The following is a 13,714-nucleotide window of genomic DNA, read 5'->3' as shown; positions in this document are numbered from 1 at the left end:
AGTTGACCAAGGCATTAAATGCCGATGTAGTGATTAGGCAATAGGTTTCGGATTTACATCAAGGCGCAGGCGAAAGAGCCTGTAACGACGCCGAATATATGGTAGTGAACCAATCATTCAAAAGTGTTGTAAAAGCTGAGGCGTCCATATATGGTCAACTAAAATTGGCCACGGTTTTAGAGTTTTCCCAATATAATCGTTCTCATTCATTGGGCGTTAGGCCACCGTTATACTGATGTGGCCTGAGTTGGCAGTAATATCCGATAATGTAGCGGTTGATCTCTTGTTGAGCCTCAGCGAAGCTACGATAACCCACAGTTGGCACCCATTCCGTCTTCAGACTTCTAAAGAAGCGCTCCATTGGCGCATTATCCCAGCAATTTCCTCTGCGAGATAAACTCTGTTTTATTTGAAAACGACACAGTAATTGGCGGTATTTACGACTTGTATAGTGACGACCTTGATCGCTATGGAACATGACACCTTTAGGCTTACCACGTTACTCATAAGCCATCGAAAGAGCTTTACCTGTTAACCGAGTATCCGGTGATAAAGACATCGACCAACCAATCACTTTGCGAGCAAAAAGATCGATAACAACCGCTAAATACATCCACCGATTACCTGTCCAAATATACGTAACATCGCCAACCCAGACTTCATTTGGGGCGGTAACAGCAAACTGACGACCTAAGTGATTTGGAATTTCAATATGTTCTTGTGAAGCCTTTCTGTAACGATGCTTTGGTTCTTGGCAACTCACTAAACCAAGAGTTTTCATAAGCTTTTTTGCTTGGTATCGGCTCAGCTTTACGCCCTGATTTGTGACTATATCTGCAATGGTTCTCGCTCCCGCTGAGCCATTGCTTGCGGCGTGAGCCTCGCTAACCAAGCTGCGAAGTTTTACTGTTTCAGCATTAATTACCGTTGGGCGTTTAAACCAATAGTTATAACTACTTCGGTGAACATTGAAGACTTCGCACAATGTTTTTACGCTGTAGCTCTGCTTGAGTTTCTTGATTATCAAGAATTGTTCAGTGAGTCCGACATCAACAGAGCCGTGGCTTTTTTTAGTATTTCATTATGCTCTTCAAGGCGAGCCAACTTCTTTTTCAATTCCCGAATTTCTATTTGCTCAGGGGTCATAGGTGCAGCTTTGGGTGTTTTTCCTTGGCGCTCTTCTCTGAGCTGGCGAACCCACTTATCCATCGTGGACTTGCCCACATTCATGGCTTGGGCTGCTTCAGTCACTGAGTAGTTCTGGTCTAGGACTAACTGCGCTGCTTCTAACTTAAATTCTGCGCTAAATAGTCGTCTTGTACGTTTTGTCATAGTGTCACCTGTTAACTTATGAGGTGATGATATCACCTCTAACTAAGTGACCAAATTCACCGTACCACTACAAGATTACGTATGGATAGCTGGGTAACTTTAATCGGCGTTAGTGGGTAACTTTTACATTGGCGATGGCAACATTGATGGTTTTAACTTTCTTAGTGAAAGTAGGAGTTTGTTAAGGATATCCATTTTGTCGGCTTTTACTAAACGCACTAGTCAACACCAGCTTAATCATAATGTTTGAAGAACTTAGTGCATGACATTCTGACGTGGTGAATGGAGGGAGCATTTGAGTTAGCTGAGCTCGCTGATGACTTTTTCGATAAATGCTCGGCGAACGGGATCTGTAAACTCAGAATTCTACAATAATCCTACAGACCACTCTGCGTCTTCACCAGAGAGTGGGATAAAACGGATCTCTGGCTGGCTGATACGAGCAACACTCGCCGGAATGATGGTGTAACCCAAACGGGCAGATACTAGTGCAAGCACAGTGATAATCTCATCTGCCTCTTCAATCACAACTGGGCGCTGCTGGGCTTCCCACAAGTAAGCGCTGATGTGCTTATTCATTGTTGGATTCTTACCTTGGCTCAATGCGAGGTAGCTGTGGTGGCTTAGTGATGCCCACAAATTATCTTCATCGATGTTTTCCTTTTCGTGAATGGCGATTACTAGTCGATCAGCAAACAGCGGGATTGCGGTTAGCGGCGGCGTGACAGGTAGTCGATCAAATCCTAGTTGTAGATTACCGACAGTGAGCTCTTCCACCAATTTATGCGATGGGTAATCGTTCAAACTCACATGTACGTTTGGGTGGTCTTGCTTGAACTGAGCAATGTAGTTGGGTGCTTCGTGAAATGACGAGATTCCAAAGCCGATATTTAGGTGCCCGGAGGTCCCTTCCGCAACAAACGCCGCCAAAGTTAAAAACGACTCAAATCCTTTCAATATGCGCTTTGCTTCATTTAGCAAAATTTTCCCCATAGGGTTAATTCTGCGCCATGTCGACCGCGATCAAATAATTCAACATTTAGCGGTTCTTCGAGGCGTTTTATCTTTTCGTTAGCGCAGACTGCGTGATGTATGGGTGTTCCGAGGCTACGCGGAAATTCTTGTCATCGACAAGTTGGCAAAAAGTGCGAAGTAAATCTGTATCCATTCCAGTTTGGAATCAAAAATTGAATTTGTTTCATTATAATTAATCATTTGTCTCTTTTATATTCAATTGCAAATACGGACACTCAAAGGGTGAGATACCGCAAGGTGGCTAAATTATAGGCAAGTAGACCTACGCAGCATGATTTAGCTTCGGTAACTCTCTCAATATGTGTTTGTTGCTTTTTAGATTGTGAACTCGAGAGTTAGCATTAGCAGAAATGGAGTCCCCCAAGTTAAACCGATTAAAGGTTCGACATAAAATCTAACAAACAGATTTAAACAAGATAACTCACGATGAGTTCTCTGACTAACCCCTCGAATCTTTGCTCTAACAATACTTTTATAAGAAGGTCGGAACCAATAATGTGGAAGGAAATACTATGAAAAAAACACTAATGAGCCTAGCAACCGTGTCTATTTTTGCTGCCGGTGCGGTCAATGCTGCTGATTACAAGTTAACAGTCCCTCATGTTACGAGTACTGATGGCTACAACCACCAGTCATTGCTAGTGTTCAAAAATTTTGTTGAATCACGCTCGAATGGCCAAATTGAGGTAGATATCTACCCATCAGGGCAGCTTTGTTCGAACGCGAAAGAGTGTATTGCGGGCGTACAAGCAGGCATGTTTGACTACTTCCAAACTACCATTCCTGAACTAGGTAACTTCTGGAAATCAGTGGGTGCCTTTGACCTTCCTTATATGCTACCAAATGACCGTGTCGCAGAGTGTGTTTACGACAACGAGAAATTTATTGGCGATGTTCGTGGAGAACTACTGAAAAAAGCACCAAATGTTCGCTTGATGGCGGTGTCTAACTCTGGTGGTTGGAGAAACATTGCGACGACAAGCAAGCAGGTTAAGAGCCCTAAAGACGTGAAAGGTCTTAAATTGCGTACAGTACCTGCAAAAGTGCAACAAGAGCTAGTGACAGAGCTCGGTGGTGCACCAACGCCTATTGCTTGGCCTGAAGTATATACAGCGCTTTCTACAGGTATGGTGGATGGTACTAAGAACGGTGTTGTAGACATCATCATGAACAAGTTCCACGAAAGCCTTGGTTACATGCTCCTCGATGGTCATGGTTACATGGGGGGCGCTTGGGTATTCAATGACCGTAAATTTAAATCATTCCCAGATGATCTAAAGAAAGTCGTTATTGATGGTATCGCAGCGCAAAACCAATACCTACGTTCATATCCAAAGCATAAAGAATATTCTGCTTATGAAGAGTTCAAGAAAGCAGACGGCGTAATCTACAACCCAAGTGCAGCTGAAAAAGAAGCGTTTAAGGCAGCAGCTGCACCAGTTAAAGATTCGTTCTTGAAGTCAGCTGGAGCTGAAGGTCAGAAATGGCTTGAGCGTTTTGAGAATGAAATCAAAACGTGTGAAGCGAGCATTCAAGCTGACTACGATATTCAGCTTAACTAATTTGCCAGCGCATTTTTTGATATGCAGTAAATCAGGGCGCACTTCCCTAAGGTGCGCCCAAGCCAATCACTTTGGCGTCATGACCAACGTTGAGCAAAAAGTCTAATCAAACAAGGCAAAGCAACATAATCCTCAACATAGTTCTTCGTGATTCTGCCTAAATGCGACTCACATCGTCGATGTGATTGGTATCTTTTTGCCCAAATTTTGGAAGTCGCCCTAATGAAACTCGTCCAAACCCCAAATGGCTTTACGATCAGCCATAAAAACAGAACAGTATTTGAACACTCTGAAAAAAGCCCTGCGTTGTATCTAGGCATTGGTCAAGGCACCTTTGATATGTACCGCGGCAACTTTGATATTACCGATTATGTTTCAGAGCGTTTACCGCTAAAGAAATTCTCAATTTCTGAAAACTCAGACGATGTAGTCGTCATCTTTTCTGTTGATGGCGATGCTGCATTAGAAATGCGTCTGATTGAGACCGCTGAAACTCGTCTAAAAGCCGAGTTTACAGCCCTTGATGATAAGTTTAACCGTTTCTGGATCCGTGTAGCGGCGACAGAAAGCGAAGCTGTTTACGGATGTGGTGAGCAGCTAAGTTACTTAAACCTTCGTGGTAAGAACTTCCCTCTATGGAGTTCAGAACCTGGCGTTGGCCGTAACAAAAACACATACACTACTTGGCAGGCAGACGTAAAAGATAAAGCTGGTGGTGATTACTACACGACTAACTACCCTCAGCCGACGTTTGTGTCAGACAAGAAGTATTTCTGTCATCTAGAGACAACGGCGTACGCTGATTTCGATTTCACACACTCTGAATACCATGAGTTGCAATGTTGGAACATTCCCGAGTACCTACTGCTTGATGCCGAAGAATCATTCCCTGCATTAATGACCAACATAACCGATGTGTTTGGTCGTCAGCCAGCATTGCCTGAGTGGGTCTACAATGGCGTTATTTTAGGCATTCAGGGTGGTACTGAAATCACCTTAGACAAAGTTGCTGCAGCGCGTAAAGCGGGTGTAGAAGTTTCAGGTGTTTGGTGTCAAGACTGGCAAGGCATCAAGATGACTTCGTTCGGTAAGCGTTTGCAGTGGGATTGGAACTGGAGCGCTGATCTTTACCCTGAGCTAGATACGAAAATCCATCAAATGAAAGAGGATGGTGTCCGTTTTCTCGGTTACATCAATCCGTATGTTTTAGAAGACTTCCCTCTATATGAAGAAGCATTTGAAAAAGGTTATCTAGCGACAAAAGAAGACGGCTCAAAATACGTGGTCGACTTTGGTGAGTTTTACTGTGGCGTGGTTGATTTCACTAATCCTGAAGCCTGCGAATGGTACAAAGGCGTAATTCAAACCAACATGATCGACTTTGGCCTCGATGGCTGGATGGGTGACTTTGGTGAGTATCTGCCAACAGACTGCTCGTTACACAACGGCGTCAGCGCTGAAATTGAGCACAACAAATGGCCTTATCGTTGGGCGAAAGTGCAACATGAAGCGATTGCAGAGGCGGGTAAAACTGATGATATTTTGTTCTTCATGCGTGCAGGTGCTACGGGTATGCAACGATACTGTCACGCACTATGGGCTGGCGACCAGTCGGTTATTTGGGAGAAGGACGATGGTCTAGCGTCAGTCATTCCAGCAGCTTTGTCAGCAGGCTTAATGGGCAACGGTATCAGCCATAGTGATATTGGTGGATACACCACACTACACGGTAATACGCGATCGAAAGAGTTGTTCCAGCGCTGGGCTCGAAATGGCTGCATTTACTCCTATTATGCGTAGTCATGAAGGTAACCGACCTGATGATAACCATCAGTTTGATACCGATATTGAGACTCTGACTCATCTTGCTCGTATGACGAAGATTTACAAACACCTTAAGCCATATATCAAGTCGGCAGTGGAAGAGAACGCAGCTAAAGGTATCCCAGTGCAGCGCCCGCTGTTCATGCACTACGAGCAGGACTCTGAAGCGTACCAAATTCAATACCAATACTTATTTGGTCGCGACCTATTGGTAGCTCCGGTATACAACCAAGATGAGCAGGTTAAAGAGCTGTACCTGCCTGAAGATGAATGGGTGCACGTATGGAGTGGTGAAACCTTCAATGGCGGTTGGATCAAAGTCGACGCGCCTATTGGTCAGCCTCCGGTGTTCTACCGCAAGCAGTCAAAAGATGCACAGCTATTGGCCGCGATTAAGAGCATCTAGTCCACTTAACTAACTTACCAATAAAACAATAACTTAATGCCTCCAGAAATGGAGGTACTCCCCAAATTCGTTTGAACAAAATCTGGAATAACTATGTCTGATCTAATCCTAAACAGTAAAGAGTCATTTGTAATAGACTCAATTGAAGGCACGCTTTACACCAGTACGCGTGAAAACTTAACCTTCCTCGACTTTGATAATGACATCAAAGTGGTGGCGCGAAGCGACTGGAATAAGGACAAAGTCGCTCTTGTCTGTGGCGGCGGTTCTGGTCATGAACCTGCTCATGCGGGCTTTGTGGGTAAGGGTATGTTAACGGCTGCGGTATGTGGTGACCTGTTTGCAGCACCAAGTGTCGATGCTGTGCTTAATGCTATTTTGCATGTCACTGGTGATGCGGGCTGTTTGGTCATTATCAAGAACTACACAGGCGATCGTTTGAACTTTGGTTTAGCGGTAGAGAAAGCCAAAGAGATGGGTCAAAAGGTAGACCTTATTGTTGTTGGTGATGACATATCTATTCCCGGCAACCCTCAGCCACGTGGTATTGCGGGTACATTGTTGGTACAAAAAGTCGCGGGTTTCGTCGCTGAAAACGGTGGTTCGCTGGAGGAAGTGAAGCAAGCTGCGATTGAAGCTCATGACAAGACGGCGTCAATTGGTGTCGCGTTAACTAGCTGCTCACTTCCAGGTGAAAGCAATGACCGTATCGCGCAAGGAAAAGCAGAGCTAGGCTTGGGCATTCACGGTGAAGCTGGTATCGAGACCATCGATTTGCCTAAGGCAAAAGAGCTCGTCTCAACCATGGTTAGTAAACTAGTAGAAGCCAAGCCAACATATGATAACGCTATTTTACTCAACAACTTAGGGGGCTTGTCACCGATCGAGATGAATATTGTCGCCAAAGAGGTAATGGAATCATTGCTCGGTAAAAAGGCGAAATTCATCGTTAGTGGCGCACTGATGACTGCGATTGATATGAAGGGCTTCTCAATCTCTAGTATCCAACTGACAGACAGCATTAGTGACGCTTTAGTTTCTCCAGTTGAAACGGCGGCTTGGCCTGGTGTTGTTGCTCGCCGCGAAGTTCCAGTCACACAGTGCCAAAACCAGATCGCTAAGAGAGCATTCACACCTTCGCACGATGATGAAACCGCACTTGTGTTAACCAAAGTGTGCCAGTCAATCATCGATATTGAAGCTGAACTAAACCACCTAGATTCGATTGTAGGTGATGGCGATACTGGCTCTACGTTTGCTGCTGGTGCTCGTAAAATTTTGGTTCAACTAGAGGCGAAACAACTTCCTCTGCAAGACAAAGCTAAGCTACTGACCACCATTGCTGACTGTTTAACGTCGGTTATGGGTGGCTCATCAGGCGTATTACTGTCGATTATGTTCACTGCCTCTGGTCGTGATTTTGAACTGAATGGTTCACTGCCTAAAGCACTGCAGACTGGCTTAGGTCAGATGATGGCTTACGGTGGTGCTAAGCCAGGTGATCGCACCATGATCGATGCGCTCTATCCTGCGCTACAGGCTTGGGCTGACAACGGCTTTAACTCGGCTATCGAAGCGGCTAAGGCTGGTGCGGAATCAACCGTCGCTATGACCAGTGCTAAGGCGGGGCGCTCTTCTTACCTAAACAGTGACAGCTTAACAGGCACCAAAGATCCAGGTGCATTTGCTGTAGAAACCGTGTTTAGCCAATTTTAATCCAATTAACGGGTCACCCTAGTAGTGGCCCGGCTCATTACGTGAAACAGAGTTAGAAAAGGACTCCATTATGGACAACATTATTATTTCCCCAAGCAAATACATTCAAGGTGAAGGTTCGCTAGACAACATTGGCAAATATGTGTCTGTGTTTGGTAAAAAGCCGTTAGCCATCGCTGATGATTTCGTTATGGGCTTAGTTCGTGATCGAGCAGAGACCAGTATTGTCGGTGAAGGTCTTCAAGCAAGTTTTGACACTTTCGGTGGCGAATGTTCTCACATTGAAATTGACCGCCTAATCGAGGTGAGTAAGCAGCAGGGTAATGATGTCATTATTGGTATTGGCGGTGGTAAGACGCTTGATACAGCAAAAGCTGTCGCTTATTACTCAAAAGTGCCTGTGGTTATCGTACCAACTATCGCTTCTACTGATGCTCCCACTTCTGCGCTTGCGGTAATTTATACACCAGAAGGTGAGTTCAGTGAGTACCTACTGTTCCCATCAAACCCGAACATGGTCATCATGGATACAGGTATTATTGCAGCTGCACCTGTACGCACGCTTGTTGCAGGTATGGGTGACGCTCTATCAACTTACTTTGAAGCACGCGCAAATGGTTTATCAGGTAAGGCGACTATGGCTGGTGGAGCGCCAACGCGTTCAGCGCAGGCACTCGCAAAACTGTGTTACGAGACTCTAATTGCTGATGGCGTAAAAGCGAAAGCAGCAGCAGAAAATGGTGTCGCAACCAAAGCGGTTGATAACATCATTGAAGCGAACACGTATCTATCGGGTATCGGCTTTGAAAGCTCAGGTCTTGCAGCCGCACATGCTATCCACAATGGCCTTACTAAGCTAGAAGAGTGTCACCATCTATTACACGGCGAGAAAGTGGCGTTTGGTACGTTAACTCAGCTAGTGTTAGAAAATGCTCCTCAAGCAGAAATTGACGAAGTGCTTAACTTCTGTCGATCAGTAGGCTTGCCAACCAACCTTCATCAAATGGGTGTTAAAGAGCTTAACAACGAGAAATTGATGGAAGTGGCCGAAGCCTCTTGCGCTGAAGGCGAAACCATTCATAACATGCCTTTCCCGGTAACTGCTCAGTCAGTTTACGCGGCTATCCTAACCGCGCATAAGCTTGGTTCTGAATAGAAGTAAGTAACAACCTGGAATCATAACTAAAATAAAGCCCTACGATTATGTAGGGCTTTATTTTTTATCTATTCCTCAATGTCGACCTCAATTTTTCTTCATCTGCAGTCATTTCGATTTTACTTCCATCACTGTTAGATACTGTTCCTGAAGTTTTTGACTCGGTTGTAGAAAACTTAATACTCGTGTCTTCATCCTTTAGTACAAGGTTGGAACTATCTTTATTTATTGTCGCGTCGATAGAGTAATCATCAATAAGGAATGAAAAAGCAATATCATCGATGAAGGTAATATAGAGTACTGACCCTAGGTTGAGGACAAAGGGGAGTGAGAAGAACTTTCTGATGGCGGCGTTCGGATCAGTGTTGTAGAGAGCTTCGAAAAGACAAAAGAAAGTTGAGAGTAAGGCGGTAATTAGTGAGATCGCTCCTAAATTGCGCTTGATTTTGTTGTGTTTCTTTACTGCATTATCAGCTATCGGTTGTTGATAATCAGGAAGCAACTTGATTATCCAGGCAACGACCTTCTTCATCATTTTACCTTTTATAGTCGGTCGCTTTAGGATAAAACCAGTGACCTTTCTTAACTTCCAGGCGATACAGAAAGAGGTAAATGACAAATACCAGATAATGACAATGACTTCGAAGCCCTGCCAAAGTCGGAACAGGCCGATAGAGGTAAGTCCTAAGCCGCATACAAAGGGTAAGAAAGCAATGATTGAGCCGAGGGGCGATCTCCAAAACTTAGCAGTTATTATATTCCAATAGCGATCAATTACGCCAATGGCTTTCTTCCCTTTTTTTATTAGCTCCTGCATTTACTTTGACTCTCCAAATTCAATTCTCATAGTTTAATTGTTATGTTTATCAATTGCTTAAAAACATTCACTTAGTTGACTGGAATGTATAGTTAATACGAATTAGGTGCAACTGTGCTGAGGAAGTCAATTTAAGTCTTAACTTAATTTCCAAGGTATATGTGAGGATTTAAAAAGGCAGTGTCGATTCACACTGCCTTTTTGGCGCATAGACCTTAGATTAAGCTCCAGAGCGACGGTGACTATGTTGGATAAACTGCTATGAGGTAGAGTTATAGGTACGTATGTTATTCTAAATGTCTAAAAACTGACATTTTTGAACGCCAGCATACAGCCGAGGAACAGCAAGAAGATGTGGACGATTTTGTGATAGTCAATTTTATACTTCTGCAAGTAGTGGTAGCCGATCATGCCGCCAGCTAAACCTACAGCAAACGCAGGTAGGGCGGAGATAACATGCGAGACGACCGCGTCGGTGATCAAACCTTCATTCCAGAAGCTGATGTTCGCTCCGATCATTTGCAGCATAAAAAAGAAGGCGAGTGTTGATTTAGTTTGATCCGCTGTCCATGGTTGCATTGAGGTATAGGCAATTACTGGTGGTCCCGACTCGCCAACACTTGCTCCTAGCACGCCTGAGGTAAAACCTGCTCCAACCGTGATAGGTACAGAGGTCTTTTTAAACAGAGGCTTAGTAGATATCATCGAATGTAGGCTCGATAGCACAAGTACAATACCCATTGTCAACAGAATGTATTGTGACGGCATGGTTGCAAGCAGTTTTGCACCGACAAAAGAGGCTGGAATTGAACCTGCAAACAAGATCAAACCTGTTTGACGTTGGATAGAGTGTCGCATTTTCCACACTACAGGCAACGTCACTAGCCAACCAAAAATCCCCGCAATAGGAACCGCAGTTTGAGCTTCCACTATCATTGATAGCAGTGGTACGGAGACGAGTGCAGAGCCAAAGCCAGTCAAACCTTGAGTAAACCCGGCTAAAGCTATGATCATCGAAATAAATATTATCGTAGTGTCCATGCGTCTATTTTCTGATCTAATTAAATGAAGGCTCACTATAGACTTATTGAAATTAATTGCCATTGTGCGTGTCACATTTTGTTGTTTTTTGTATTTTTAGTTTCGGTTCGTGACCGTCATCTCGGTTGAGTTTTATCTCTTTCGTATAATAACTACTCATGAATAGGCTTGTTGACGGGTCAGAATGCCAATGCGTCAATTTATGGATTGCGTATCGGCATTTTGATTTCAAATTTTGATGAGGTTAGTGATGGATAATTTCCAAGCACAAAAAGAGAACTTGTATGGGTTAAACGCAAGGCTGCATACAGACGCAAGGGGAATCGAAGAGTTCGATAAAGTGTATGGGCTTGGTTACGAAGTTGGTCATGAAGACTGGTCACCATTCCCGCGCGTGAATAGATTGCGTCAAACGTTTCTTGATAGACCGTATGAAATTGATGTTGAAAGGCTACGCTTGGTTACTGAGTCGTACAAGCATAGTGAGTCGATGCCGAAAATTCTACAATGTGCTTATGCATTTGAAAACATCCTGCTCAACAGCACCTTGCACGTCTACTCAGATGACTTAATTTTGGGGGAGATAGCCGCTCCTGCTAAAGCGTCACCGATCTACCCAGAGTTTTCAGTCGATTGGATTATTGATGAGATATTAAATTCACCATTTGAAGAGCGTGCTAACGACCAGTTTTACATTCGTAGTGAGCAAGACCGAGCCGAAATTCTTGAGTTGTGTAAATATTGGAAGGGAAAAAGTGCCAATGAGTTTATTACTGCTCACCTTAATGATGACCAAAAGAAAGGGTCACATGTTGGGGAAAAGGTTTTTCAAACTAACAACTATCACTTTGCTGGCATTGGTCACTTTGCGATGGACTTCGAAAAACTAATGACTCTTGGTTATAACGGAGTGTTACAACAAACGACAGAGGCGTTCGCTCAACTGTCTAAACAAGATCCTGACTATAGTGATAAACGTGATTACTACAAAGCGACAATCATAACCCTTGAAGCCGCGGTCAAGTACATCACACGTTACGCACTGCTTGCGGAAGATATGGCATTTTCTGAAACAAATGAAATGCGTAAAAAAGAACTCCAAGCCATTTCTGCCAACTGTTATCAAATTGCAGGCGGAGCTCCTCAAAGTTTCTGGCAAGCGGCTCAGTTGTTCAACTTCGCTGTAACTATGACCCAAATAGAAGGCAATGGTCACTCGATCTCCTACGGGCGTATGGATCAATGGATGTTGCCATTTTATACCCGAGATGTAGTCGAAAATAATGTCTCTAAAGCCTTTGTTCTAGAAGTGCTCGAAGTGCTTTACGTCAAGATGAACAACCCAACTAAGTTAAAAGATAAGGGCACAGTCAAAGTCCGAAATGGTCGTGGCTTTGGAGGGGAGAGTTTAACTATCGGTGGTGTTGATGAGCAGGGCAACGATGCGACTAACGATCTCACCATGCTGATGTTGGAGGCGTCTGTTCACACCCGCATGATGAACCCTTGGGTGTGCTTGCGCATGCACGAAAACACCCCGTACGAACTGAAAATAAAGACCATCGAATGTGTTCGTGCAGGCTATGGGCATCCTAAGCTGTTTAATGACGGTCCAGCAATTAAGGCAATGTTCAGTAAAGGAGTATCTCTTGAAGAAGCGCGCAATTATGCCGTAGTCGGTTGTGTTGAGCCGACCATCCCTGGAAAAGAACATGGATGGTTAGATGCTGGTTATGTAAACACTGCCAAGATGATGGAGATGGTGATCAACGGCGGGCGAGTTTTATCCGGTCCTAATGCGGGAATGCAGTTGGGTCCTGATACCGGTAGTTTAGAAACTTATCGAACATTTGAAGAGGTACTAGAGAGCGTTGATAAACAGTTTGCCTATTGGTGCGATCAATTGTGTAGTTGCCTAAACGTGACGGACAAAATGCATAGAATGATTAAGCCCACACCTTACATTTCTGCCTTCTTCGAAGGCTGCATTGAGTCAGGTAAAGATATGACGTTTGGCGGTGCGAAATACAATGGTACTGCACCACAGGCTGCGGGTATTGCAACGTGTGCCGATTCACTTGCAACCATCAAGAAGTTGATGTTTGATGACCGAAAGTATACGGGTAAGCAATTGCTAGACGCAATAAGAGATAACTGGGATGGTCACCAAAAGCTTTACGCATTGGTGAATAGTTCTAAAATTCCTCATTATGGTAATGATATTGATGAAGTAGATGAACTGTTTGCGTTTATGTTTGAGTGCTACTGCCGCCACATCAAAGGGCGCAAAAACCCGCGTGGGGGTAAATTTAGCCCTGGCGTGTATACCGTTAATGCCAATGTGGGGATGGGGTTATACACCAACGCATCACTCGATGGTCGTAAAAATGGTGAGCCGATTTCAGACAACATGGGACCAGTGCATACAGCGGGGGGATCGCATGATACTCAAGGTCCAACAGCAGTAATTAACTCAGTGACAAAAGTTGATCACAGCTTGGCGACTAACGGAACACTGCTCAACCTTCGTTTCCCGGAAGATGTGGTATCTGGGGTTGAGGGGCGCGATATCTTGGTCAATTTTGTCGATGAGTACATCAATAAACAAGGGATGCATGTCCAGTTCAACATCATGAGCTCAGAGAAGATGCGAGCGGCGCAAAAGAACCCAGAGCTCTACAAAGATATGCTAGTACGTGTGGCCGGCTATAGTGCCTATTTCGTCGAGCTGGGTAAGCCACTACAGGATGACTTGATTCAACGTACCGAACTTAGGTTTTAATGAGGCTTTTCATGGCTTCCACACAGGGTGTTGAAGCCATGAA

At 44.3% G+C, this 13,714-nt stretch carries 9 protein-coding genes and 1 pseudogene; 6 read left to right on the top strand and 4 right to left on the bottom strand.

What is annotated here, in order from left to right; translation table 11 throughout:
- Window positions 1-202: 202 nt before the first annotated feature.
- Window positions 203-1,332: pseudogene (locus AC3D28_RS15700) on the bottom strand (IS3 family transposase).
- Window positions 1,333-1,698: 366 nt separating this feature from the next.
- Window positions 1,699-2,313, bottom strand: a complete 615-nt coding sequence (locus tag AC3D28_RS15695) for a LysR family substrate-binding domain-containing protein (RefSeq protein ID WP_488536619.1) — start codon at window positions 2,311-2,313, stop codon at window positions 1,699-1,701.
- 566 nt (window positions 2,314-2,879) lie between these two features.
- Between AC3D28_RS15695 and AC3D28_RS15690 the strand changes: the two genes are divergently transcribed.
- From AC3D28_RS15690 to AC3D28_RS15670, 5 genes are all read left to right on the top strand, one after another.
- Window positions 2,880-3,929, top strand: a complete 1,050-nt coding sequence (locus tag AC3D28_RS15690; protein ID WP_098416351.1) for a TRAP transporter substrate-binding protein — start codon at window positions 2,880-2,882, stop codon at window positions 3,927-3,929.
- Between the two features lie 222 nt (window positions 3,930-4,151).
- On the top strand, window positions 4,152-5,729 hold the full coding sequence (locus AC3D28_RS15685; RefSeq protein WP_488536618.1) for an alpha-glucosidase: 1,578 nt from the start codon (window positions 4,152-4,154) through the stop codon (window positions 5,727-5,729).
- A complete protein-coding gene (locus AC3D28_RS15680) occupies window positions 5,701-6,159 on the top strand; it encodes a hypothetical protein (protein ID WP_488536617.1) in 459 nt (152 codons plus the stop codon). Before AC3D28_RS15685 ends, AC3D28_RS15680 begins: the two co-directional genes overlap by 29 nt.
- 93 nt (window positions 6,160-6,252) lie before the next feature.
- Window positions 6,253-7,875: a dihydroxyacetone kinase subunit DhaK gene (locus tag AC3D28_RS15675; protein ID WP_098416349.1), complete on the top strand. Its 1,623-nt coding sequence runs from the start codon at window positions 6,253-6,255 to the stop codon at window positions 7,873-7,875.
- Window positions 7,876-7,945: 70 nt separating this feature from the next.
- The gene (locus tag AC3D28_RS15670; RefSeq protein ID WP_098416348.1) at window positions 7,946-9,031 is read left to right on the top strand and encodes a glycerol dehydrogenase; all 1,086 of its coding nucleotides are present in this window, start codon (window positions 7,946-7,948) and stop codon (window positions 9,029-9,031) included.
- Window positions 9,032-9,095: 64 nt separating this feature from the next.
- Here AC3D28_RS15670 and AC3D28_RS15665 read toward each other — a convergent pair whose 3' ends face one another.
- Both AC3D28_RS15665 and AC3D28_RS15660 read right to left on the bottom strand, forming a co-directional pair.
- Window positions 9,096-9,848: a hypothetical protein gene (locus tag AC3D28_RS15665; RefSeq protein WP_488536616.1), complete on the bottom strand. Its 753-nt coding sequence runs from the start codon at window positions 9,846-9,848 to the stop codon at window positions 9,096-9,098.
- Window positions 9,849-10,148: 300 nt separating this feature from the next.
- Window positions 10,149-10,889 (bottom strand): sulfite exporter TauE/SafE family protein, encoded by a 741-nt coding sequence (locus AC3D28_RS15660; protein ID WP_488536615.1) that lies wholly within the window; start codon window positions 10,887-10,889, stop codon window positions 10,149-10,151.
- A gap of 250 nt (window positions 10,890-11,139) precedes the next feature.
- Between AC3D28_RS15660 and hpfG the strand changes: the two genes are divergently transcribed.
- Window positions 11,140-13,671 (top strand): (2S)-3-sulfopropanediol dehydratase, encoded by a 2,532-nt coding sequence (gene hpfG, locus AC3D28_RS15655; protein ID WP_488536614.1) that lies wholly within the window; start codon window positions 11,140-11,142, stop codon window positions 13,669-13,671.
- Window positions 13,672-13,714: the final 43 nt, after the last annotated feature.

The organism is Vibrio sp. TAP-3B, assembly GCF_057784735.1.
The sequence above is the reverse complement of the archived record's forward strand: the minus strand, read 5'-3'. Positions and strand labels throughout refer to the sequence as shown.